25 protein-coding genes are annotated in these 23229 nt (G+C 41.4%); 1 reads left to right on the forward strand and 24 read right to left on the reverse strand.

The features are described from left to right. Positions 1–48: 48 nt before the first annotated feature. From glmM to cdaA, 3 genes are read right to left on the reverse strand one after another with little or no spacing between them, the layout of a single operon-like run. Positions 49–1401: a phosphoglucosamine mutase gene (gene glmM / locus SMI_RS07855; RefSeq protein ID WP_000521461.1), complete on the reverse strand. Its 1353-nt coding sequence runs from the start codon at positions 1399–1401 to the stop codon at positions 49–51. Between the two features lie 24 nt (positions 1402–1425). Continuing rightward, positions 1426–2205, reverse strand: a complete 780-nt coding sequence (locus SMI_RS07860; protein ID WP_001230939.1) for a YbbR-like domain-containing protein — start codon at positions 2203–2205, stop codon at positions 1426–1428. Next, entirely contained in the window at positions 2192–3049 is an 858-nt protein-coding gene (gene cdaA, locus SMI_RS07865) for a diadenylate cyclase CdaA (RefSeq protein ID WP_001011070.1), read from the reverse strand. Before cdaA ends, SMI_RS07860 begins: the two co-directional genes overlap by 14 nt. 137 nt (positions 3050–3186) lie before the next feature. Here cdaA and SMI_RS07870 point away from each other — a divergent pair, with 137 nt between their 5' ends. Continuing rightward, a complete protein-coding gene (locus tag SMI_RS07870) occupies positions 3187–4155 on the forward strand; it encodes an NAD(P)/FAD-dependent oxidoreductase (protein ID WP_000080994.1) in 969 nt (322 codons plus the stop codon). Positions 4156–4756: 601 nt separating this feature from the next. Here SMI_RS07870 and whiA read toward each other — a convergent pair. The 21 genes from whiA to brnQ form a co-directional block, all read right to left on the reverse strand. Further along, positions 4757–5668: a DNA-binding protein WhiA gene (gene whiA / locus SMI_RS07875; RefSeq protein WP_000011281.1), complete on the reverse strand. Its 912-nt coding sequence runs from the start codon at positions 5666–5668 to the stop codon at positions 4757–4759. Next, positions 5665–6642, reverse strand: coding sequence for a YvcK family protein (locus tag SMI_RS07880; RefSeq protein ID WP_001231096.1), 978 nt, complete (start codon positions 6640–6642; stop codon positions 5665–5667). The genes whiA and SMI_RS07880 overlap by 4 nt, the downstream gene beginning before the upstream one ends. Then, positions 6639–7529 (reverse strand): RNase adapter RapZ, encoded by an 891-nt coding sequence (gene rapZ, locus SMI_RS07885; RefSeq protein WP_000163060.1) that lies wholly within the window; start codon positions 7527–7529, stop codon positions 6639–6641. The genes SMI_RS07880 and rapZ overlap by 4 nt, the downstream gene beginning before the upstream one ends. Before the next feature lie 51 nt (positions 7530–7580). Continuing rightward, complete coding sequence (locus SMI_RS07890; protein ID WP_001140422.1) at positions 7581–7961, reverse strand: RidA family protein; 381 nt, start codon at positions 7959–7961, stop codon at positions 7581–7583. Between the two features lie 10 nt (positions 7962–7971). After that, positions 7972–8559: a ribosome biogenesis GTP-binding protein YihA/YsxC gene (yihA, locus tag SMI_RS07895; protein ID WP_000422594.1), complete on the reverse strand. Its 588-nt coding sequence runs from the start codon at positions 8557–8559 to the stop codon at positions 7972–7974. An 8-nt stretch (positions 8560–8567) separates the two neighbouring features. Then, positions 8568–9800 carry an ATP-dependent Clp protease ATP-binding subunit ClpX gene (gene clpX, locus SMI_RS07900; protein ID WP_012972566.1) on the reverse strand — a complete coding sequence of 411 codons (1233 nt, stop codon included), beginning with the start codon at positions 9798–9800 and terminating at the stop codon, positions 8568–8570. A gap of 36 nt (positions 9801–9836) precedes the next feature. Next, positions 9837–10007: a hypothetical protein gene (locus SMI_RS10585; RefSeq protein ID WP_000442260.1), complete on the reverse strand. Its 171-nt coding sequence runs from the start codon at positions 10005–10007 to the stop codon at positions 9837–9839. Next, complete coding sequence (locus tag SMI_RS07905; protein ID WP_000162455.1) at positions 10007–10513, reverse strand: dihydrofolate reductase; 507 nt, start codon at positions 10511–10513, stop codon at positions 10007–10009. The genes SMI_RS10585 and SMI_RS07905 overlap by 1 nt, the downstream gene beginning before the upstream one ends. Positions 10514–10644: 131 nt before the next feature. Then, positions 10645–11163, reverse strand: coding sequence for a Dps family protein (locus SMI_RS07910; RefSeq protein WP_033689158.1), 519 nt, complete (start codon positions 11161–11163; stop codon positions 10645–10647). A 232-nt stretch (positions 11164–11395) separates the two neighbouring features. Further along, positions 11396–13006, reverse strand: coding sequence for a choline binding-anchored murein hydrolase LytC (gene lytC, locus SMI_RS07915; RefSeq protein ID WP_012972567.1), 1611 nt, complete (start codon positions 13004–13006; stop codon positions 11396–11398). Between the two features lie 33 nt (positions 13007–13039). Continuing rightward, complete coding sequence (tpiA, locus tag SMI_RS07920) at positions 13040–13798, reverse strand: triose-phosphate isomerase (protein WP_000087894.1); 759 nt, start codon at positions 13796–13798, stop codon at positions 13040–13042. A 97-nt stretch (positions 13799–13895) separates the two neighbouring features. Next, on the reverse strand, positions 13896–14573 hold the full coding sequence (locus SMI_RS07925) for a DnaD domain-containing protein (RefSeq protein ID WP_000221586.1): 678 nt from the start codon (positions 14571–14573) through the stop codon (positions 13896–13898). Positions 14574–14581: 8 nt separating this feature from the next. Next, a complete protein-coding gene (gene metA / locus SMI_RS07930) occupies positions 14582–15526 on the reverse strand; it encodes a homoserine O-acetyltransferase MetA (protein WP_001122725.1) in 945 nt (314 codons plus the stop codon). A 425-nt stretch (positions 15527–15951) separates the two neighbouring features. Further along, on the reverse strand, positions 15952–16464 hold the full coding sequence (locus tag SMI_RS07935) for an adenine phosphoribosyltransferase (protein ID WP_001049318.1): 513 nt from the start codon (positions 16462–16464) through the stop codon (positions 15952–15954). An 85-nt stretch (positions 16465–16549) separates the two neighbouring features. Continuing rightward, positions 16550–17308 carry a class I SAM-dependent methyltransferase gene (locus tag SMI_RS07940; protein WP_001287228.1) on the reverse strand — a complete coding sequence of 253 codons (759 nt, stop codon included), beginning with the start codon at positions 17306–17308 and terminating at the stop codon, positions 16550–16552. Positions 17309–17829: 521 nt separating this feature from the next. Next, complete coding sequence (gene rplA, locus SMI_RS07945) at positions 17830–18519, reverse strand: 50S ribosomal protein L1 (RefSeq protein WP_001085675.1); 690 nt, start codon at positions 18517–18519, stop codon at positions 17830–17832. Between the two features lie 206 nt (positions 18520–18725). Continuing rightward, entirely contained in the window at positions 18726–19151 is a 426-nt protein-coding gene (rplK, locus tag SMI_RS07950; protein WP_001085807.1) for a 50S ribosomal protein L11, read from the reverse strand. A gap of 237 nt (positions 19152–19388) precedes the next feature. Further along, positions 19389–20105: an LD-carboxypeptidase LdcB/DacB gene (ldcB, locus tag SMI_RS07955; RefSeq protein WP_000747758.1), complete on the reverse strand. Its 717-nt coding sequence runs from the start codon at positions 20103–20105 to the stop codon at positions 19389–19391. Positions 20106–20107: 2 nt separating this feature from the next. Continuing rightward, on the reverse strand, positions 20108–20578 hold the full coding sequence (locus SMI_RS07960) for an HIT family protein (RefSeq protein WP_000335623.1): 471 nt from the start codon (positions 20576–20578) through the stop codon (positions 20108–20110). Position 20579: 1 nt separating this feature from the next. Further along, positions 20580–21617, reverse strand: a complete 1038-nt coding sequence (locus SMI_RS07965) for a M42 family metallopeptidase (protein ID WP_001077252.1) — start codon at positions 21615–21617, stop codon at positions 20580–20582. Positions 21618–21820: 203 nt separating this feature from the next. Further along, positions 21821–23146: a branched-chain amino acid transport system II carrier protein gene (gene brnQ, locus SMI_RS07970; RefSeq protein ID WP_001074580.1), complete on the reverse strand. Its 1326-nt coding sequence runs from the start codon at positions 23144–23146 to the stop codon at positions 21821–21823. Between the last annotated feature and the right edge of the window lie 83 nt (positions 23147–23229).

The raw sequence follows: 23229 nt of genomic DNA on the forward strand, positions 1-23229 counted from the left end.
ATAAGTTATTGTACCATAATTTTTTATTTTCATCTAGTTTTCTAGGATTTAGTCAATCCCGATTTCAGCTCGAACTACGTCTGCGATGGTATCAACATAGTAGTCCACTTCTTCTGTTGTAGGCGCTTCTGCCATAACACGCAAGAGGGGTTCTGTTCCACTTGGGCGTACTAGGATACGGCCATTGCCTGCCATTTCTTCTTCCATCTTCTCGATGATATCCTTGATAACTGGCACTTCCATAGCCTTTTCCTTCATGGCATTTTCCACTCGGATATTGACTAATTTTTGTGGATAGATGGTTACTTCTGCTGCCAACTCTGACAAGCTCTTACCAGTCTCCTTCATGATTTTGGTCAATTGAACAGCTGATAATTGACCATCACCTGTTGTATTGTAGTCCATCAAGATGACGTGGCCAGACTGTTCACCACCAAGGTTGTAGCCTGATTTTCTCATTTCTTCAACAACGTAGCGGTCGCCAACTGCAGTGACTACCTTGTTAATGCCTTCACGGTCCAAGGCCTTGTGAAAACCAAGATTAGACATAACCGTTGTCACGATTGTATTTTGAGCCAATTGTCCTTTTTCAGAAAGGTATTTCCCGATAATGTACATGATTTTATCACCATCAACGATCTCACCATTTTCATCAATAGCAATCAAGCGGTCACTGTCTCCGTCAAAGGCCAAACCAATAGCTGACCCGCTTTCTTTGACCACTTCTTGAAGGGTTTCTGGGTGGGTTGAACCAACATTAAGGTTGATGTTAAGACCATCTGGTGTTTCCCCGATAACAGTTAATTGAGCACCAAGGTCTGCAAAGATTTGACGGGCACTTGTAGAAGCTGCACCATTGGCTGTATCCAAGGCAACTTTCATTCCTTCAAGAGGAGTTCCAGTTGAAACAAGGTAGCCTTCATACTTACGCAAGCCTTCTGGATAATCTACCAAGGTTCCCAAGCCTTCAGCACTTGGACGAGGAAGAGTGTCTTCTGCAGCGTCTAGCAGGTCTTCAATTTCTGCTTCTTTTTCATCATCTAGTTTGAAGCCATCACCGCCAAAGAACTTAATTCCATTATCAAGGGCTGGGTTGTGGCTAGCAGAAATCATGACACCGGCACTTGCCCCTTCAGTTTTAACCAAGTAAGCTACTGCTGGTGTTGCCAGAACACCTAGTTTGTATACGTGAATACCAACTGAAAGAAGACCAGCTACCAAGGCTGATTCCAGCATTTCCCCAGAAATACGTGTATCACGTCCTACAAAAACTTTCGGTGCTTCCGTTTCATGTTGGCTAAGAACATAACCTCCAAAACGACCTAGTTTGAAGGCCAATTCTGGCGTTAATTCTACGTTAGCTTCTCCACGGACTCCATCAGTCCCAAAATATTTACCCATTTTTATAAAATCCTTTTCCTATTATTAATTCGTTTTTGAACTAGTTGCTTTCGTTGACGAAGATGTCTCCGATGAACTGCTTGTTGTTGAATTTGATGTACTTGAACTTGGTGCTACTGGTTTTGTAGTCACCTTCATTGTTGTGTCGAACGGAGTTATAACTGCTGGTAAGACAACACCATTGCGATCAATTGCCTGCAAAGGTACTGAACCACTGTAATTACCTGTTATGCGTTCGCTGGTTGGTAAAAGCGCAATAATACGATCAATTTTAGATAGTGTTTCTTGGTCAGTTGTGACAGAAACCCGTTCATTTGACACGGTTACACTATCAATTTGTAGCTTGGAATCAATCTGGCTTTGGTCAACTTGTGGCACAACAATCATCCCATCTCGCTTAACCTTCTTCCCAACTTTCACTGTGATCTTTTGAGGCGTTGCCACAGCGGTCAATCCGCTTGGAAGATTTTCAATATTCAAGGGAACTTCAATCGTTCCAACACTGGCATCCGTCAAATCAGCAGTTACCTTAAACTTACGAGTGCTCTCCTGCATTTCGCTAGCCAAGGTCACACGATTGGCACCTGTCAGTACAACTGAAACTTCTGATGCAAATCCGCTAATGAAATACTGGTCATCATCATAGTGAATATCGATAGGAACGTTCGTTATCGTATTGGTGTAGGTTTCTGATTTGACCTGCCTTGCGGTATTGCTATTTTGAAAGTTGGTTGACGTTGCATAGATAAATAAGACACAAGCAAAAAAGAGAGATGAAATGATATATAGACTATTTTTTCTCATATTTCCAGCCTCCTAGCAAACGGTCCTTAAAACTGACTTTTTCCTCAACAACTGGCAAAAGAATTGCTCGTAGCTCTGCTTCAAATTCTTCAATCGTCAAGTCGTGCTTGAAAACCCCATTGTAGGTAATAGAAATGCCACCTGTTTCCTCTGAGACGATGAAGGTCAAGGCATCCGACACTTCTGATAAACCGATAGCCGCCCGGTGTCTGGTCCCAAATTCCTTGGAAATCCCTGTACTTTCTGTCAGGGGCAAATAGGCAGAGGTTACTGCTATTCGATTTTCTCTGATAATCACAGCACCATCGTGTAGGGGAGTGTTGGGGATAAAGATATTAATAAGGAGTTCAGCTGAAATATTGGCATCCAAAGGAATCCCTGTCGCAATGTATTCTTGCAAGGTCCGAACTCGTTGGATGGCAACCAGAGCACCAATCTTACGAGGACTCATATATTCAACCGACTTGATAAAGGCACGAATCATTTGCTCCTCTGCACTAATTTGAGCAGTAGAAAAGAAATCTGTCGCCCTTCCCAAGCGTTCCAAACCAGTCCGAATCTCTGGAGAGAAGATAACAACCGCAGCAATAACCCCATAGGTGATAATCTGATTAATCAACCAAGAAATCGTTGTTAAACCAAGGATATTGGCCACAACCTGGGCTAATACAAAAATCACGACACCACGCACCAAAATCATAATCTTGGTGCCAGCTATCGCTTTTGTAAAACGATATAAAATATAGGCCACAATCAAAATATCAAACAGATTGATGGCAATACTCCAAGGACTAGAAAACAAGCTAGTCCAATATTGCAGGTTGGATAATTGTTGAAAGTTCATCTGCTGTCTCCTCTCTGTCCAAACACGTTCCTTTCTATTATACCATTTTTCTGACATTTTTTTCCCTATCCTACTTCATTTTAAATTAAGGAAAAATATGATAAAATAAACTGACTAGAAAAAACAAAGGAGAAACCATGTCTCAACTCTATGATATTACCATTGTAGGTGGTGGTCCTGTCGGGCTTTTTGCAGCCTTCTATGCCCATCTACGCCAAGCCAAGGTCCAAATCATCGACTCTCTTCCCCAACTAGGTGGACAACCTGCTATTCTCTATCCTGAAAAGGAAATCCTAGACGTCCCAGGTTTCCCAAATCTGACTGGAGAAGAGTTGACTAACCGTCTAATCGAGCAATTACATGGCTTTGATACCCCTATTCATCTCAATGAAACGGTCCTTGAGATTGAAAAACAAGAAGAAGGCTTTGTCATTACAACTTCTAAAGGAAGTCACCTGTCTAAAACTGTTATCATCGCTATGGGTGGCGGTGCCTTTAAACCACGTCCGCTGGAACTAGAAGGCGTTGAGGGCTATGAAAATATCCACTACCATGTTTCCAACATCCAGCAATACGCTGGTAAGAAAGTGACGATTCTTGGTGGTGGGGACTCAGCTGTGGATTGGGCTTTGGCTTTTGAAAAAATTGCGCCAACTACCCTTGTCCACCGCAGAGATAATTTCCGCGCCTTAGAACACAGTGTCCAAGCCTTAAAGGAATCTTCTGTAACCATCAAGACACCATTCGTCCCTAGCCAACTCCTTGGAGATGGAAAAAGGCTCGATAAACTTGAAATCACAAAAGTCAAATCTGATGAAACAGAAACGATTGACCTAGACCACCTCTTTGTCAACTATGGTTTCAAATCTTCTGTCGGTAACCTTAAAAACTGGGGTCTGGACCTCAACCGCCACAAGATTATCGTCAACAGCAAACAAGAATCTAGCCAAGCAGGTATCTATGCTATCGGTGACTGTTGCTACTATGACGGAAAAATTGATCTGATTGCGACAGGCCTCGGAGAAGCTCCAACCGCTATCAACAATGCCATCAACTATATCGACCCAGAGCAAAAAGTACAACCAAAACATTCAACCAGTTTATAAAAAAGAACCACGAGTCGCATAGGATTCGTGGTTTTATAATTCATCTACAATCTTGTTAGCTCATATCTTTCCCTTTTTTAGCAAAAATAAAAATGCCTATCAAACTGATAAAACATGGGATATAATAAGAACGGCACTAACAATACGCCTTGGAAAAGGAGGTATTACAGATGCTAGAACTTCTCAAAATAATACTTATCGCAGTCATCGAGAGTATTATCTCATGGCTGGTGACTCGTTGGTTAGACGCACTTCGACAAGTAATACTCTTCGAAAATCAAATTCAAACCACGTCAGCTTCGCCTTGCCGTACTCAAGTACAGCCTACGGCTAGCTTCCTAGTTTGCTCTTTGATTTTCATTGAGTATAACCTTCCTGGTTAGTGCTATCTAACCCAGAAAAAATCCCCTTGGTATTGCAGTACCGAGGGGATTTCTGATAGCACTAAAATGCTAGCACTTCTCAATTCCTCTTTATTATCTCACATGCTCTGTTCAATTGTCAAGAAAGAGGTTGATATTTTGTAAACTAGCGACATCAGGCTGTTAGAAAAATGGAATCAACCAATCATACTGATAATTCAAGGGCTTGTTTTATATCTTTATAGTTGTTCGGCTAATTTATTTATCTTTCTGAGTCTGTGGTTGACACCACTTTTGGTCAGAGGGGTGCTGAGGCTATCTGCTAACTGCTGGATAGAGTAGTCTGGGTGCTGAATCCGCAATTGCGCTACCTCCTGCAAATCCACTGGCAGGTTTTCTAAGCCCATGATATCTTTGATTTTGCTGATATTGTTAATAGTCTTCATACTGGCAGAAACTGTTCGAGCGATATTAGCTGTCTCGGCATTATTGGCCCGATTGAGGTCGTTACGGGTTTCTCGCAAAATCTTAACTCGCTCAAAATCATCTCGCGCCTGCATGGCTCCGATGACAATCAAGAAGTCCATAATGTCTTCAGCTCGCTGGAGGTAGGTCACTGCCCCCTTCTTACGCTCAAGCACCTTGGCATCCAGCAAAAACTGCTGGAGAAGTGAGGCAATCCCTTGCGCGTGGTCCAGATAAACAGAACTGATTTCCAACTGGTACTTGCCTGACTCAGGGTCACGAATACTGCCATTTGCCAAAAAAGCGCCACAAAGATAAGCACGACCTGCTTCCTCATCTGATAAAATCTCCTCATCAATACCTGTTTCCAGGCCAAAGAAAGAGTCTGCCAAGTGCAAATCACTCAGCAAGTCCTGCACCTTTTCATCTGTAAAAACGGTATAGACCCGATTCTTACGAAGATTACTTCTTTGGTGATGTCGGATTTCTGATTTGATTTCATAGAAATGGAGAAAGGACTCATAGAGGTGACGAGCCAGTTTGGCATTTTCTGTCACGACAGACAAGGTCAAACCCGAAGTCGAGAGACCGATGCTACCAGACATCTTGATAATGGCAGATAATTCATGCCGGCTTAGATGGTGCTGACCTAGAATTTCTTCTTTTACTGCTACTGTGAAACTCATTTTCTCACCTGTATAATCCGCATCAACTCGTCCACAATCAAATCGCCATCGTGGAAGGCACCCCCATTTTCCAGACGAAGGAAGTTGGATGAAATCACACGCGGAACTTGCTTACAAAGACCAGCAAAATCATGTTCCACCTGCACCAAGTATTCATCAAAACGGTTGGAATTCATGTATTCCTGAGGCACTTTTTCGATATTCACCAAGACAGTATCGATAAAAGGTCGACCAAGGTGACGATGCAAGACCTCTACGTGATCACTATCTGTAAAGTGTTCTGTCTCCCCACGTTGGGTCATGATATTACAGACATAGGCGATTTCTGCCTTAGTTTCCAAAAGAGCCTGCCCGATTTCCTTAATCACGATATTAGGCAAAATCGAGGTAAAGAGGGAACCAGGTCCGAGGACAATCATGTCACTTTCAAGAATGGTCTGGACTACTCGACGGCTAGCCAGAGGCGTATCATCGTTGAGGGTATTGGTCACATAGACATGGTCAATCATACCTGGATGGTCTGCGATATGACTCTCTCCAGCCACTTCTGTCCCATCCTGAAAGACTGCATGAAGAGTCAAAGGATGGTCACTGGAAGGATAAATCTTCCCAGTTGTATGGAAAAACTTGCTCAGCAACTGCATGGCATTATAGGTTGAACCCTGCATTTCTGACAGACCTGCAATAATGAGATTGCCCAATGGATGGCCAGCAAAGGCTCTGGCATCCTCAGAAAAACGATACTGAAAGACCTTCTCATAAAACTTAGGCATATCCGACATGGCCACAAGGACATTGCGAAGATCACCTGGCGGTGTCAATTGTTGCATATTTTTTCGGAGTTCACCTGATGAACCACCATCATCCGCCACCGTTACGATAGCAGCGATTTCCACATCTTTTTCCCGCAGACTCTTAAGAATGACAGGGATCCCAGTACCTCCACCAATCACCGTTATCTTTGGTTTTCTCATGAACGGTTTACCGTTTCCTTTCTTCGGTCTTTGTCGCGATGCCCTTCATTAACAGGCCAAGTCTTGGATAAGTCCTGCGCCAAGCGTTTAGCAAAGGCCACACTACGGTGTTGCCCACCCGTACAACCCATGGCAATGGTCAAAACGGACTTCCCTTCCTTTTGGTAACTTGGCAAAATCGGCTCAATCAAGGCCAACAAATGTTGATAAAAGTCTTCTGACTCAGGATGGTTCATGACATAGTCATAAACAGGTTCATCCACACCCGTTTGGTTTCGCAGTTCTGGTAGATAGTAGGGATTTGGCAAAAAGCGCACATCAAAGACTAAATCTGCATCAATCGGGATTCCATATTTAAAGCCGAAAGACACGACTTCGATACGGAAAGACTGGGCTTGTTCTTGATCTGAAAACTGCTCTGCAATGGTTTTACGCAGCTCACGAGGAGTAAGTTCTGTCGTATCCACCACATTTTGGCTCATGTTTTTCAGTGGTGCCAAGAGTTCACGTTCCAACTTGATTCCATCTAAAATACGACCGTCTGCTGCTAGTGGGTGACTCCGTCTGGTTTCCTTGTAACGAGCGACCAATTCCTTATCAGCTGCATCCAAAAAGAGAATTTTAAAGTCCAGTTCTTCCTTGTTTTCCAACTCATCCAAAACATCTTGAATCTCTGAGAAGAAAGAACGGCTACGCATATCTACTACCAAGGCCAACTTATGGTCGTCTTCCTTTGTTTCCACCAACTGCAAAAACTTAGGCAAGAGAGCTGGTGGCATATTATCAATAGTAAAATAACCCAAATCTTCGAAGGACTGAATGGCAACTGTTTTCCCTGCACCACTCATTCCTGTCACAATCACCAAGTGAAGTTGTTTCTTTGTCATCTTTTTCTCCTTATATCAAAAGAAGTTTGGCAACACCAAACTTCAACTAGCTTATCCAATCTCTGCGATGACTTCGATTTCGACTTTTACATCACGAGGAAGACGAGCTACCTCTACTGCTGAACGAGCTGGAAATTCCTTTTTAAAGGCCGTTTGGTAAACCTCGTTAAAAGGAACAAAGTCGTTCATATCGCTCAAAAAGCAAGTTGTTTTGACAACATGGTCAAAGTCAGTTCCTGCCTCTGCCAAAATAGCACCGATGTTTTTCAAGACTTGTTCTGTCTGTTCTTGGATTGTTTCTCCAACGATTTCCCCAGTTTCAGGAGAGAGAGGAACTTGACCACTAGCAAACAAAAGGTTGCCAACGATTTTTCCTTGAACATAGGGTCCGATAGCTTTTGGAGCTTTGTCTGTATGAATTGTTTTTGCCATTTTCTTTTCCTCACAATTTTTCTAATATTGCATCCCAAGCCTCATCCATCCCTGCCTTGCTGACAGATGAAAAGAGGATGAAATCGTCACTTGGGTCAAAGTTTAATTTCTTTTTAATTGCTGATTCGTGCTTGTTCCATTTACCACGAGGAATCTTGTCCGCCTTGGTCGCAACGATGATCACCGGAATCTCATAATACTTGAGAAATTCGTACATCTGCACATCATCTGCTGACGGATCGTGACGGAAATCCACCAGACTGACCACTGCACGGAGATTTTCCCGAGTCGTTAGGTACTCCTCAATCATGCGCCCCCACTTTTCACGTTCCTTTTTAGAAACACGGGCATAGCCATAACCAGGCACATCCACAAAGCGCATCTTGTCATCGATATTAAAGAAGTTGAGAAGCTGGGTTTTACCAGGTTTCCCCGATGTACGAGCCAGATTCTTACGGTTCAGCATGGTATTGATAAAGCTAGATTTACCAACATTTGAACGCCCTGCAAGAGCGATTTCTGGCAGGTCATCCTGCGGATAGTGGGATTTATTCGCCGCACTGAGCAAGATTTCAGCATTATGTGTATTAAGTTCCATAGTCACCTCTAAGCTGTTTCTAGGATTGGTTTATCCGTTCCATCGACAGCTTCTTTTGTGATGCGAACCAATTTCACATTTTCCTGACTCGGTACTTCAAACATGACGTCTAGCATGGTTTCTTCGATGATGGAGCGAAGACCACGCGCACCAGTTTTGCGTTCAATAGCCTTATTGGCAATCTCTTGAAGAGCTTCGTCGTCAAATTCCAACTCGACATCATCATAAGAAAGCAAGGTTTGGTATTGTTTGACCAAAGCATTTCTTGGCTCTTTCAAGATACGAACCAAATCATCTACTGTCAACTGTTCAAGAGCAGCAAAGACAGGCAAACGTCCAATCAACTCAGGGATAATACCAAATTTTTGAATATCTTCTGCGATGATTTCCTGCATGTAAGAGCTGTTTTCGTCAATCGCTTTATTATTTTGACCAAATCCGATGACTTTTTCACCCAGACGTTGTTTGACGATTTCTTCAATGCCATCAAAGGCACCACCCACGATGAAGAGGATATTTTTGGTATCCACTTGAATCATCTCTTGTTGTGGATGCTTACGTCCACCTTGAGGCGGTACGCTAGCAACAGTTCCCTCAATAATCTTGAGAAGAGCTTGTTGCACTCCTTCACCAGAAACATCACGTGTGATAGAGACGTTCTCACTCTTCTTGGCAATCTTGTCAATTTCATCCACGTAGATAATCCCACGCTCTGCACGTTCAATGTTAAAGTCAGCAGCCTGCAAGAGTTTGAGGAGAATATTTTCCACATCCTCACCTACATAACCAGCCTCCGTCAGAGCTGTCGCATCTGCGATCGCAAAAGGCACATTCAAACTCTTAGCCAAGGTCTGGGCAAGGAATGTTTTCCCTGAACCAGTTGGGCCAATCATCAAGATGTTTGACTTCTGCAAATCCACATCTTCTGACTCTTCGCGTGTATCGTGGAAATTGATACGTTTGTAGTGATTGTAAACCGCTACTGCTAAAGCACGTTTGGCACGATCTTGACCGATTACATAGTGATTCAAGATATGGAGAAGTTCGATTGGTTTTGGTACCTCAGACAAATCTGCCAAGACTTCTTCCGCCAACTCCTCACGAATGATTTCCTGGGCTAACTCCACACATTCATTACAGATAAAGGCGTTGTTACCTGCGATTATTTTTTGTACTTCTTCCTGGCTTTTGCCACAAAATGAGCAATAAACCATCATATCATTATTCCTATTTGTAGGCATGATTTCCTTCCGTTCTATTCTATACTGTCATTCTATCTAAAATAAGGTCATGTAAAAAGCATGGATACTATTGACCAAATTGGTAAAGGCATTTAACCAGAGCAGGACAGAAAGTCCATAACGCTTTTTACGAAAAGCCTGTGCCCCTGCAAGCAAGCAGACCAAACACAGCATGGCTGTGAAAAAACCAAATATACTACGTTCCATTAGACTTCCTTTCTCTTGCGGTATTGGATGGTAAAATCATAAGGATTCTTCTCATCTTTGGTATAGGATTTGCTTGAAACAGTCTCAAAAAGAGACAAGTCAAACTCCTCAGGAAAATAGGTATCTCCCTCCACACGAGCATGAATGTGAGTCACAATCACTTCGTCAAGGTAGGGCTCAAAAGCCTGAAAAATTTGTCTGCCACCGAGAATATAGAGATTCTTGTCTTGCCCCTGATACCAGTCGAGAACAGACTGGACATCCTGAAAAGTAGTAACCCCATCTATCTTTTCTTCCGGGTTACGTGTCAAAATCAAGGTCTCCCGTTTTGGAAGCAAGCGACGCCCCATCCCATCAAAGGTCACGCGCCCCATCAAGATAGCATGATTCAGAGTTGTTTCTTTAAAGTGTTGCAATTCTGCTGGCAAATGCCAAGGCAGACGATTGTCCTTACCAATCACACCCTCTTCATCCTGGGCCCAAATAGCTACGATTTTCTTAGTCATGCTTCCATCCTTTTCACTGATAGTACTATTTTATCAAAAAACTCAAAAAAAGACTGGTTTGGAATAGCTTACAGAATAGAAAAAAATCTGTAAGAATTTTCCTACAGATTTTTATATGATTATTCTATTTCTTACAAACCAGGTGCTTGTCCAAGTTCTGCGGCAAGCATCCAAACCGTTTTCTCAAGTTCAGCTTTAGCACCAACAAAGATATCGTTTGTCACATCATCACCTTCTTCATCAGTAACATCCAAAGCTTTTTGGAACAGAGTGATGAGATAACGATAAACATCTAGGACACGTTCCAAGCTTTCTTCAACATTACGGTATTCACCAGCTTCTTCTTCGATTTCACTATTTTGAAGGAATTCTGTCAAAGTAGAGAATGGGCTACCTCCAAGTGTAATCAAACGTTCACTGATTTCATCCAATTGACCATCAAGAGCATCCATGTACTCATCCATTTTTGGATGCCATACAAGGAAACCACGACCACGCATGTACCAGTGTACTTGGTGCAAAGCAATGTGAGCTACATACAAATCAGCAACAGCTTGGTTCAATACTTCCTTTGTTTTTGCCAATGCTACTGGCGCTGCTTTTGTCAATGATGTTACGTCTTTTACTGCTTCTTTTTTCAATTCTACCATTTTAATTACCTCGTTCATTATTTTTTTGTAAGCACCTCTTAGTGATTACCCTATTAGTATACTACTAAGAAAAAACAATAGCAAGCCAAATGTCTCATATGAGAAAAGTTGCAATAGACTGATAATTTAAGATTTTTTAGAATGAAACCCTGTCACTTTCAAACTCTCTTAACAGCGATAAAATAAAGAAAAAGAGCATACAATTTGTAGGCTCTTTTCTTAGTTTTACATCTTAATACCAGACACTGACATCAACCTGTCCTCGAATCCCTTTAAGAGAGTCAGATGAAGTATATTGCCATCCTTTTTCTCCTGAATAATGAGGATTGTTCCAATCAAGCGCATCCGTATAGGCTGCAACCCAGTTTACATGTTGTAAAATATTTGGATGATTCAAACGAGTTTGCAAAAGTTGACGATAGCTATAAACTTTCACATTTTGATAACCTGCTTTTTTCATGGTTTCCATATACTTATTGATGATTTTAACCCAAGTGTCTGTATCTGCTGGAGCTTTCTTAGATTTATTTTCATACTCCCAGTTTTCAACATCATAGTAGATTGGATAAGACAAGTTCATTTTATATTTCTTCAAAAGCTCAATAGTCTGCTTAGCATCATTCTCAGCATCTGTTTCGTTTTCTGCATAGGTATAAAGATAAACACCATAAGGAATGCCTAGTCGATTAAATTCTTGAATATTATGTGCCAATTCCTTATCTTCTACACCACTATATCCTAAGCGAACAATAACGCCATCCACTCCATTTTCCTGGATAACCTTTTTCCAATCACTAATGCGGCCATTATGCTCACTGACATCAATAACCTTCTTAGCACGGTCAGTTCCGACCTGTTCTTCACGATGGTTAAAGAAATAACGGTGTCCATTTCGATAAACCCAACCAACATTCAAGGCTTTCTTTTCTTTCAGTTCCCCTGAATCAGCAAAAGTATAACGAGTATCGTCCATAATCAACTCACCTGTTGCCATGACACCACTTTCAGTAAGATAGTAGTTTCCATGCCACTCATCTTTAGCCATGTATCCCCACTTCTTAAAGTAGTACCACTTGCCATCAATCTTTTGCCACTGTTCATTAGCGTAAGAACCATCTTCCTTAAGATAGAACCAACTCTTATAATGATTATCGTAAAGCCATTCGTTTTGCATCATGGCACCTTGACCATTCAAGAAATAATTTCCTTGCCACTGACTTTTAGCCATATAGCCCCACTTCTTAAAATAGTACCATCTGCCATTGATTTTCTGCCATTCTTGTTCTGCATAAGAACCGTCTGCTTTGAGGTAAAACCAGCTCTTATAATCGTTATCGTAAACCCATTCATTTTTAGCCATGTAACCACCTGCTTTGAGGTAGTAGTTTCCATGCCATTCTTTTTGGGCATAACGACCATCTGCTTTTATATAGAACCAACTATTGTAGCTAGTATCGAAGATCCACTCACTCTTAGCTTTTGAACCATCTGCTTTTACATAGAAGTCACCGTCCCAATGTGCTGATGTTGAATTCGGCTTACTTTCTTCTTTCTGACTACTAGCTCGTGTCTCTTTGACTTCTTCCTTTTTCTCTTGACGCTGACTAGAAGAAGTCTCAGCCTTTTTCTCTTCTTCTTTTTGACTTGTAGTCGTTTCTGGTTTCTTTTCTTCTACCTTGCTAGCAGAAGCTTGAATACTGCTTTCTTCCGAAGATGCTTTCACTTCAGATTCATTTGCAGCCACCTGATTAACGATCAATCCAAGCAAAAAGGCACTTGCTAATCCAATTTTTCCAATCTTTGTTTTCAATCTTTCCTCTCCTATAAAAAATGGAACAGACATCTGAATGCTGTTCCACCTAGCTTTTGCTACTGATTATTTTACAAAGTCAAGCAAAGCCAAGAAGCTTTCTGCTTCAAGTGACGCACCACCCACAAGGGCACCGTCAACGTCTGGACAAGCCATGTATGAAGCAACGTTTTCAGGTTTAACAGAACCACCGTATTGAACACGAACTTTGTCTGCAACTTCTTGACCGAAGTCAGCAGCTACAACGTCACGAACAACTTTACACATTTTTTGTGCGTCGTCTTGTGAAGCTGATTTACCAGTACCGATAGCCCAGATTGGCTCATAAGCGATAACTGATGCAGCAACTTGTTCAGCAGTCAATCCAGCCAATGCAGCAGATACTTGAGCACCTACGAATTCAGCAGCTTTACCAGCTTCGTAAGTTTCAAGTGACTCACCACAACAGATGATTGGAAGCATACCGTTTGCAAAGATTGCTTTTGCTTTTTTATTGATATCTTCGTTAGTTTCATGGAAGTAGTCACGACGTTCTGAGTGACCGATAACAACGTAATCAGTACCGATTTCTTTCAAAACTTGTGGGCTAGTTTCACCAGTGAAAGCACCTGCATTTTCAAAGTAGCAGTTTTGAGCAGCAACTTTAAGGTTTGAACCTTTAGCAGCAGCAAGAACAGTTGTCAAATCAAGAGCTGGAGCTGCGATACCTGCTTCAACAAGATCTGATGAAGGAAGTTTTGATGCAACTGCTTCAACGAATGCTTTAGCTTCTTCTGGATTTTTGTTCATTTTCCAGTTACCAGCGATAAATGGTTTACGTGACATTTCACATACCTCTTTTTTCAATTTATTTTCTATTTATTTTATCACAATTAGACACAGCTTGCAAATCTTACTCGGATTTCAAGCCTGCTTCAAACGATTAATCCTTCCAGAGATCCATGGCATTTCTAAAATCTGCCGATACCTGTGTCAACTGAGGATTGCTTGCTTCTCTCTCTGCCCGCCTGGCCTCTATTTGAGTCACACTTTTGATACCTTCATGGCGCCAGTTTCTTAAAATCGCCTGAATGTACTTCCAGTTTGGTTTTCCATTCAAAACAGCTTCACGAAGAGCTTCCTTAATCAAGTCAGCACTGGTTCCATCTTCCTTTAGAGTCTTGGTCAAATCCTCAATCTCAAAAGGCGTCAACAAGCGACCCAACTCCTGTTGGAAAGTTTCCACCAAATCCTTAAGCTGGTTTTGAGGTGTCAGCTGGTCTGAACTTGAACGAACTGCTTCAAGCAGGTCATCCAAACGTTCCAATGCCAAACTAGCATCAAAAAGCAATTCAATTTCACCATTTAATTCGATAGTACGATATTGAAGCAGTCCCCTCTCTGTCAGATTGGAAATAGCCTGATTGACATCCGAGATTTCCTTACCAATCCTTTCAGCAATCTGGCTTGGTGACATTTCATCCAAACCTGTCGTATTTTGCAAATAGAAAAATTGCCAGACCAGAAAATCGTCGCTAGAAGGAAAGAGTTCCTTAAAATGCAAGAGCAGGGCACTCGGTAAAACCAAGTTCCCTGATTTAAAAGCGTCTAAATATGTCATAATTCCTCTTATAAATACCCAAATGCAGATGCATCATCTTCTATTTTTCTCCAGTCAAAAGGCGTTTCCTGATAGACCGCATAATTCACCCAGTTACTGAAAAAGAGGGCTGCTGATGAAGACCAACAAAGACAAGGTGCCTGGTTGACATCATCATCCTTAAAGTAATTTTCTGGAATATGTGGGTCTAAACCTGCATCACGATCTCTAAAATACTCTTTTGCCAAGGTATCACGGTCATACTCCAAATGCCCAAAACTATAAATTTCTCGCAAATCACGACTGGCCAAAATCGAAACCCCAACCTGTGGCCCTTCTGATAAAATCTCGAGATTGGTTTTGTTTAAGACCTCTTCCTTAGAAATCTCCGTGTGCCGTGAATGAGGGGATACATAGCTATCGTCAAATCCTCTAAAGAGAAGGTGCCCTTCCTTTAAGGTGTCCTGAGGATAGATACCCGATAACTTACTGTCCATCTGGTATTTTTCCACTCCATAGCGCAGATAAAGACCAGCCTGAGCACCCCAACAGATATGAAGGGTCGAATAGACATGAGTCTTAGACCACTCAAGCACCTGAGTAAATTCCTCCCAGTAGTCTACTTCCTCAAATGGTAAATGTTCAACTGGAGCACCCGTGATAATCATCCCATCAAAATACTCGTCCTTAACTTCAGGAAAAGTTTTATAAAAGGTCTCCATGTGCTCTGAACGAGTTGTCTTAGAACGGTGGCTTTCCATATAGAGAAAATCAATATCTAGTTGCAGGGGCGTATTAGCCAAATGGCGCAACAACTGTGTCTCTGTGACCATTTTTTGTGGCATAAGATTTAAGATTAAAATCTTCAAAGGACGGATATCTTGGTGGGCAGCACGCTGATCATCCATGACAAAGATGTTCTCTGTCCGTAAAATCTCAACAGCTGGTAATTTTTTATCAATTCGAATCGGCATAACCCTCTCCTAACTGTATTCTTTCAGGAATCATTGCATATGTTTGAAACTCTTCGAAAATCTCTTCAAACCGCGTCAACGTTGCCTTGCCGTACGTATATGTTACTGACTTCGTCAGTTCTATCTGCAACCTCAAAACAGTGTTTTGAGCTGACTTCGTCAGTTCTATCTGCAACCTCAAAACAGTGTTTTGAGCTGACTTCGTCAGTTTTATCTGCAACCTCAAAGCTGTACTTTGAGCAGCTTACGGCTAGTTTCCTAGTTTGCTCTTTGATTTTTATTGAGTATGAAACTAAATCTCAAACACTTAGTCCTTTTATTATACTGCAAGAAGATATAGTTTTCAATTATAGTTTTTCTCTAACTAGCTATAGTCTATTTTTATATCCTAATGTAGAGAAAACAGCCCTAGGGACTGTTTTTCATTAATAATGCATCAAAACTTTGTAATCGTAGTCACCGATTTTTTCACGACCGTTCAATTCATCCAATTCAACAAGGAAGGCACAACCTGCTACAACACCACCAAGTTTTTCAATCATCTCGATGGTTGCCTTAACAGTTCCACCTGTTGCCAAGAGGTCATCTACGATAAGAACACGTTGACCTGGCTTAATAGCGTCAGCATGCATAGTCAAGGTATCAACACCGTACTCTTTTTCATAGTCAGCAGAAATGACTTCGCGTGGCAATTTTCCTGGCTTGCGAACAGGGGCAAAACCAATTCCCAACTCAAAAGCAACTGGACAGCCTACGATAAAACCACGAGCCTCAGGACCTACAATCATGTCGATTTTCTTGTCAGTAGCATACTGAACGATTTCACGAACAGCATAGCTATAAGCATTTCCATCAGCCATCAAAGGACTGATATCACGGAAGGTAATCCCTTCCTTTGGATAATTTTCAATTGTTGCAATGTAATCTTTTAAATTCATCTTTTTCTTTCTTTCAAAGTTTTTACTCTCTATTATAGCATATTTTTTAAGAAAGAAAAAAGGAAAAGTTAACTTCAATGATTATCTAACGATTTGACGGTTTATGACTAGCCACAGCAATAAAGCCCAAGTTCTTTTTATTCTTATTAAACATTTTATACATCGTTAAAAACTGCTTTCTATTCTCCTTTTTACAAGCATTTACACAAATTCTCAAGGTTCCTAGCCAACCTTCGTCATAAATCATACCCGATAATTTCATTAATGTCATTTCACCAGTCAATACTTTCACATCACGATAACCTGATTCTATCATCACCTGTTCCCAACCATCTTGAGTTAAAGGACCTACATTTACATGAATTGCTTGCGACAATTCCTGTCTGACAGACTCTTTAGCTTCCTTAAGAAGCACATCATGTGTCAGGAGAAGACCTTCAGGTTTTAAAACCCTTAGATATTCCATTACACATTTTTTCTTAGCTTGATCGGCTTGCATAGTCAGCATAGCTTCATTTATAACAATATCAAAACTAGCATCTTCATAAGGAAGTTTCATTGCATTAGCTCTTTCAAAACTGATTAAATGAGCAACACCTGCCGTTTCAGCAGATTTTTTAGCCACTTCTAAAGCTTGAGCATCCATATCAACAGCAGTTATCTTACAACCAAAACGCTGTGCCAACTCAATTGCTGTAGTTCCCCTATTACACGCAACCTCTAGTATTCTCTTTTCTTTTGAAAACCCTCCTTCCGCAATTAACCAATCTGTAGCACGTTTTCCACCTGGGCGTAAGCGTTTTTTCCCCAGTTTTGCTAAAAACTTATGACCTGCTTCTGACATTTGAACACCTCTGTTTTTTTCTTCATTATAACATAAAATAATATTATCTGACAATTCTAATCTATTATTTGATAAACTAGAATCAAAAGCATATAGTCTGCCATGACTATAGCATAAATTTATTATTACCTCTCTAGTTCAAATTCAACTCCTCCCATCTTTTACACATTCAGGTTACGACTATTTTTGTACTTTGGAATTGCTCTCATCTTCATCCGCTCTACGAACCTCCACTTTCCTGTTCGTAGAGTCACGATTTCGCTATCCCTTCCTCTGCCCGCTACCTCACGATAGTCAGGCTTGGGAATCGCTAAAAGCTTCACTAGTAAATGGTACCCACAAATAATACTCAATGGAAATCAAAGAGCAAACTAGGAAGCTAGCTGCATACTGTACTTGAGTACGGCAAGGCAAAGCTAACGTGGTTTGAAGAGTATTACAAATCCAGATAAACAACATGCCCGTTCTAAGCAAAAAAAAACGAGCACTTTCGTACTCGTTCTCTCTGTATAAACTACTGATTAAAGTGAGTTTACGTCAACTTTGATACCAACACCTTGAGTAGTTGTGATCGTCAAGTTTGTTACGTAAGTTCCTTTAGCTGTAGCTGGTTTTGCTTTTTGGATTGTTTCGTTGAAAGCTTTGAAGTTTTCAACCAATTTTTCAGCTTCAAATGATACTTTACCGATGATTGCTTGAACGTTACCTGCACGGTCAGCACGGTAAGTGATTTTACCACCTTTAGACTCTTCAACTGCTTTAGCAACATCCATTGTTACAGTACCAGTTTTAGGGTTTGGCATCAAGTTACGTGGTCCAAGGACACGTCCAAGACGTCCAACAAGAGCCATCATGTCAGGTGTAGCGATAACTACGTCGAAGTCCAACCAACCGTCGTTGATTTTAGCAACAAGGTCATCTTCACCAACAAAGTCTGCACCAGCAGCTTTTGCTTCTTCAGCTTTTGCACCACGTGCGAAAACAAGAACTCGCGAAGTTTTACCAGTACCGTTTGGCAATACCATTGCTCCACGGATTTGTTGGTCAGCTTTTTTAACGTCGATGTTCAAGTTGTAAGCAACTTCTACAGTTGCGTCAAATTTTGCAAAGTTAGTTTCTTTTGCAAGTGCTACAGCTTCTTCTACGCTGTATGCTTTTGTGCTGTCGATTTTCTCAAGAGCAGCACGAAGTTGTTTGCTTTTTTTAGCCATTTTCTATTCTCCTTGTAAGTGGTTCAATCGATTTTCATCTCCCACGTCACTCCTCGAAATGATGAAGTCTTGCGGGTTATCAGTCTATTAGATTCTTTTCCTACGGCCTTAAGTTTCCTTGCTGTACCCAAGTACAAGCATCAGTCACTTGCCTAGTATGAAAAGCAACTAATAGACTGCTGTGAGATTTTCTACTGTGTTATTGATTAGTCAACAACAGTGAATCCCATAGAACGAGCAGTACCTTCGATCATACGCATTGCAGACTCTACGTTTGCTGCGTTCAAATCTGGCATCTTAGTTTCTGCAATTTCTTGTACTTGTGCACGAGTAACTGTAGCAACTTTAGTTTTGTTAGGTGTACCTGATCCTTTTTCAACACCTGCAGCTTTTTTCAAAAGAACAGCAGCTGGTGGTGTTTTAGTGATGAAAGTAAATGATTTATCTTCGTAAACTGAGATAACAACTGGAATGATCATACCAGCTTGGTCAGCTGTACGAGCGTTGAACTCTTTTGTGAATCCCATGATGTTGATACCAGCTTGACCAAGAGCAGGTCCAACCGGTGGAGCTGGTGTAGCTTTACCAGCAGGGATTTGCAATTTTACAAGTTTTTCGACTTTTTTAGCCATTTTTAAATCCTCCTTTGTGGTTTTGGCGGTAATTAAAGATTTTTACCTCCCACAAGTATGCTTTTCACATACCCATCTATTATACACTATTTATCTAGAATTGCAAGAGAAAAGTTTATTTTTTATACTCAATGAAAATAAAAGAGCAAACTAGGAAGCTAGCCGCAGGCTGCTCAAAACACTGTTTTGAGGTTGCAGATGGAAGCCGACGTGGTTTGAAGAGATTTTCGAAGAGTATTAATCGACGTAATCTCCGCCTTCAAATCCATAGTATTCTTCCAAACTGAGACCACTCTCAGCAATTTCTTTTGCTTCTTTTCCGACATAACGAAGGTGCCATTCTTCAGGCATATAGCCGGTTTCTTTTTCCTTACCTTTGAGATAACGGACAACAAAGCCATAATCAGCTGCATGGTCCAAAAGCCATTGAGCCGCTTTTTTTTCTGTTACCAATTCTCCATTTGTACTGATCACATCAAAGGCCAAGCCTGTCTGGTGTTCGCTATAGCCAGGTCGGGCAGAGTAACGGTCAGCTGCTGCCTTCCCATCTTGGTTGACATAATCTTGATAGAGCTTGGTCTGAGTTTCATAACTTCTAAAACCACTGTAATGATCACTAATCGGGAAACCTGCCTCTTGCATCGCTTTGATGAGTTTGAGCAACTCAGCCTTGGCTGTTGGATTTTCCCCTGGATTGTAGTCTTTTGACAATGGATAGTGTTTATTGGCTACGATGATTTCATCGTATTTCCCTTGAATACTGTAGTAGTCTCCTTTATTGACCACTTCTGCTTTTTTCTGGGCAGCTCCTTGAGACTTACTTCCGACTGTTCCATCAGCTTTAGCTGTTTGCTCTGTCTTAGCTGCGCCATCTTCATTTTTTGCTTTTTCTTGTGAACAAGCTACTAGACTCAAGGCTATCAAGGCTGTCAAGACAAGGTATCTTTTTTTCATTTCTACTCCTTTATTTCTAATAATTTATCTACTTCTGACGATAAACATTCGACTAATCTTTTAATCTCATCCGGTTTTACTTGGCAGGTTTCTGCTGTCATTTCTTCAAAGGGAACCCACCAGACTGGACCACGTCCCTTGAGACCGTGACCATTCATATCACCTCTTCGTCTAGGGAACAGATGCCAATGAAGATGGGCATCGCCATTTCCTAGCAGTTCTATATTCATTTTCTCAGCAGCAAAGGCCTTAGCAACCGCCTCTTGGACCACACTCATTTCCTCTAGAAAACGGAGTTTCGTTTCCTTCTCTAAATGATGCAATTCGGTAACGTGTCCCTTGGCTAGAAAGAGACTATAGCCTGCAAAATACTGGTGGTCTCCAATCACAAGATAGCCTGTTTCCAACTCTTTGACAAAATAGGGATTTTCTCCCTTCTTGATGAGTTCAATTCTCTGGCAAATCAAACACATATTAGTCTACCAATTCGCTCTTAAGATAAGCATCAACCATACGCTCTGTTGCGACCACCGAGTCAATATGAGTACGCTCATAAGAATGGCTAGACTCGATACCAGCACCGAGAAGGGCATGTTTGACTTCTGCACCTGCAGACATAGCCGCTGAAGCGTCTGAACCATAAAATGGATAGATATCCAGCTTAAATGGAATATCTTGTTTTTTCGCCAAAGCCACCAAGTGTTGCCGGAAGTCATAGTGATAAGGTCCAGAAGCATCCTTGACACAGATAGACACTGTATATTCGTCTGTTTGCTGGTCATCTCCCATAGCTCCCATATCCACAGCCAGATATTCTACTACCTGAGCAGGAATATTAGAGTTAGCACCGTGTCCCACTTCTTCAAAGACTGAAAAAGCAAAATGGGTTGTTACTGGCAATTCAATCTTCTCTTCTTTATAAATACGAAGGAGATTGAGCAAAATTGCTGCACTGACCTTATCGTCCAAATGACGAGACTTGATAAAACCTGTCTCTGTCACGACAGTTCGTGGGTCAAAACTGATAAAATCACCGACCTCAATCCCCAAGGCACGAGTTTCTTTTTCATTTGTTACTTTGGCGTCCAAACGTACTTCCATATTGTCTTGAGTGCGTTCTGCAGTTCCTGCATCCTTATAAACATGGCAAGAAGTTTGGTGGATGAGGATGGTTCCTGATACTTTTTCACCTGTGCTAGCCACATGAACGGTACAGTTTTCACCTTCAATCATGTTCCAAGGAAAGCCACCGATACGATCCAGTTTGAGACGACCGTCTGGTTTGACAGCACGAACAATAGCACCCAGCGTATCCACATGGGCAGTCACATAGCGTTGCTCTTCATCATTTTGACCTTTAATGGTCACATTGACACCGCCCTTGGCTGTGCGAACCGGCTGGTAACCAAAATCTTCCAAAGTATTGACTAAATAGTTCGAAATCTCCCGAGTGAAGCCTGTTGGCGATGCAATAGCTGTTAGTTCTTTGATATATTCTACTGTTTGATTCATTTATTTACCTCTTTTGCTACCTATTATAACACATTTATCATCGGATAAAAAAAGAAAATCACTCCTGTAGACTTAGCTACAAAAGTGATTTTATACTCAATGAAAATCAAAGAGCAAACTAGGAAACTAGCCGCAGGCTGTACTTGAGTACGACAAGGCGACGTTGACGCGGTTTGAATTTGATTTTCGAAGAGTATTAGTGATTATTCCATTTCAAAAACATCACTTTCTTGCTTGTTTGGTAGAACCAATGAGATCAAGATCCCAACGATGGCTGGCACCAACCATGGGAGAGATGCCTTGGCAAAAGGAAGAGCATTGACAAGATTTGCAAGAAACTCAACCTTAAATGAGCTTCCTAGTACACTTGCAATGGCAATAGCTGTAACCACAGCAATTGTCAACTGCATACCTGGTTTTGAAAGGGCCACAAATTTGTTGACAATGACAATCATAACGATAGCAATGGTGATTGGGTACAAGATAACCAGTACTGGAATAGAGTACTTGATAATCGCATCAAGACCCAAATTGGCAATGGCAAATCCAATCAAGGTAAAGGCTGTTGCATAAACCTTGTAGCTGATTTGTGGAAAGCGCTCATTAAAGAACTCAGCTGTAGACACAATCAAACCAACAGTCGTTGTGAAGCAGGTTACGGTAACCATAGCTGCGAGGAAGAGTTGAGCTGTTGAGCCAAAGATCTCTTGAGTAGCTTGTGACAAGATGTAAACACCTGGTGTTCCACCCTTCATCGCTTCAGCTGGTACTGGGAAATGATTTCCAAGGAAACCTAAACCGATATAAAGAGCGCTGAAGGCAAGGGCTACAACGATACCAACCACCCAAATAGTTGAAATGTATTCTTTCTTACTTGAAAATCCAAGTTGTTTCAAGGTTTGAACTGCGATTACGCTAAAGGCAACTGAAGCAAGGGCGTCCAAGGTATTGTAACCTTCTAGGAAACCTGTACCAAAGGCAGAAGCTTGATAAGCAGCTGAAGCAGCTTGAGGACTTGTTCCACCGTATTTGAAAGCTCCCAGAACAACCAAGATAACAATCAAAATCGCAAAGACTGGCGTTAAGATACGTCCAATGCGGTCTAAGATTTTTGATGGATTAAGCGAAATCAAATAGGCTGCCGCAAAATACAGAACCGTAAAGACAATCAAGCCAAGTCCTTTATTTGCATCCGACAAAAGGGGGCTAATCCCTACTTCGTAAGCTGTTGTAGCAGTACGTGGGATAGCAAAGAATGGACCGATTGACAAGTAAAGAACTGAGAGGTATAGAGTCGCGAACCAAGGCGCTATCTTCGTTGAAATCTCGTAGATATATCCTTTAGGATTTAACGTTCCAATAATAAGGGTCAAGACGGCGATACCGACACCTGAAAAGACAAAACCTGCGATGGCAGGAAGAAAATGTTCTCCAGATAGAGCACCTAGAGAAGGCGGAAAAATCAAGTTCCCCGCACCAAAAAATATTCCAAACAGGAGTAAACCTGTTAAGGCACCTTTTTTAGCCATGAAAATCTCCTTCATATTTATAAAATACTGACCTAGTATATCATGAATAGGAGTATGAAAAAAGCTTCACGAAGTAAATATTG

The organism is Streptococcus mitis B6 (assembly GCF_000027165.1).
Lineage (GTDB): Bacteria > Bacillota > Bacilli > Lactobacillales > Streptococcaceae > Streptococcus > Streptococcus mitis_AR.

Coding starts and splice junctions, on each gene's coding strand:
- glmM (WP_000521461.1), bottom strand. CDS start 1,401: ATGGGTAAATATTTTGGGACTGATGGAGTCCGTGGAGAAGCTAACGTA.
- SMI_RS07860 (WP_001230939.1), bottom strand. CDS start 2,205: ATGAGAAAAAATAGTCTATATATCATTTCATCTCTCTTTTTTGCTTGT.
- cdaA (WP_001011070.1), bottom strand. CDS start 3,049: ATGAACTTTCAACAATTATCCAACCTGCAATATTGGACTAGCTTGTTT.
- SMI_RS07870 (WP_000080994.1), top strand. CDS start 3,187: ATGTCTCAACTCTATGATATTACCATTGTAGGTGGTGGTCCTGTCGGG.
- whiA (WP_000011281.1), bottom strand. CDS start 5,668: ATGAGTTTCACAGTAGCAGTAAAAGAAGAAATTCTAGGTCAGCACCAT.
- SMI_RS07880 (WP_001231096.1), bottom strand. CDS start 6,642: ATGAGAAAACCAAAGATAACGGTGATTGGTGGAGGTACTGGGATCCCT.
- rapZ (WP_000163060.1), bottom strand. CDS start 7,529: ATGACAAAGAAACAACTTCACTTGGTGATTGTGACAGGAATGAGTGGT.
- SMI_RS07890 (WP_001140422.1), bottom strand. CDS start 7,961: ATGGCAAAAACAATTCATACAGACAAAGCTCCAAAAGCTATCGGACCC.
- yihA (WP_000422594.1), bottom strand. CDS start 8,559: ATGGAACTTAATACACATAATGCTGAAATCTTGCTCAGTGCGGCGAAT.
- clpX (WP_012972566.1), bottom strand. CDS start 9,800: ATGCCTACAAATAGGAATAATGATATGATGGTTTATTGCTCATTTTGT.
- SMI_RS10585 (WP_000442260.1), bottom strand. CDS start 10,007: ATGGAACGTAGTATATTTGGTTTTTTCACAGCCATGCTGTGTTTGGTC.
- SMI_RS07905 (WP_000162455.1), bottom strand. CDS start 10,513: ATGACTAAGAAAATCGTAGCTATTTGGGCCCAGGATGAAGAGGGTGTG.
- SMI_RS07910 (WP_033689158.1), bottom strand. CDS start 11,163: ATGGTAGAATTGAAAAAAGAAGCAGTAAAAGACGTAACATCATTGACA.
- lytC (WP_012972567.1), bottom strand. CDS start 13,006: ATGTCTGTTCCATTTTTTATAGGAGAGGAAAGATTGAAAACAAAGATT.
- tpiA (WP_000087894.1), bottom strand. CDS start 13,798: ATGTCACGTAAACCATTTATCGCTGGTAACTGGAAAATGAACAAAAAT.
- SMI_RS07925 (WP_000221586.1), bottom strand. CDS start 14,573: ATGACATATTTAGACGCTTTTAAATCAGGGAACTTGGTTTTACCGAGT.
- metA (WP_001122725.1), bottom strand. CDS start 15,526: ATGCCGATTCGAATTGATAAAAAATTACCAGCTGTTGAGATTTTACGG.
- SMI_RS07935 (WP_001049318.1), bottom strand. CDS start 16,464: ATGAATTTAAAAGATTACATTGCAACAATTGAAAATTATCCAAAGGAA.
- SMI_RS07940 (WP_001287228.1), bottom strand. CDS start 17,308: ATGTCAGAAGCAGGTCATAAGTTTTTAGCAAAACTGGGGAAAAAACGC.
- rplA (WP_001085675.1), bottom strand. CDS start 18,519: ATGGCTAAAAAAAGCAAACAACTTCGTGCTGCTCTTGAGAAAATCGAC.
- rplK (WP_001085807.1), bottom strand. CDS start 19,151: ATGGCTAAAAAAGTCGAAAAACTTGTAAAATTGCAAATCCCTGCTGGT.
- ldcB (WP_000747758.1), bottom strand. CDS start 20,105: ATGAAAAAAAGATACCTTGTCTTGACAGCCTTGATAGCCTTGAGTCTA.
- SMI_RS07960 (WP_000335623.1), bottom strand. CDS start 20,578: ATGTGTTTGATTTGCCAGAGAATTGAACTCATCAAGAAGGGAGAAAAT.
- SMI_RS07965 (WP_001077252.1), bottom strand. CDS start 21,617: ATGAATCAAACAGTAGAATATATCAAAGAACTAACAGCTATTGCATCG.
- brnQ (WP_001074580.1), bottom strand. CDS start 23,146: ATGGCTAAAAAAGGTGCCTTAACAGGTTTACTCCTGTTTGGAATATTT.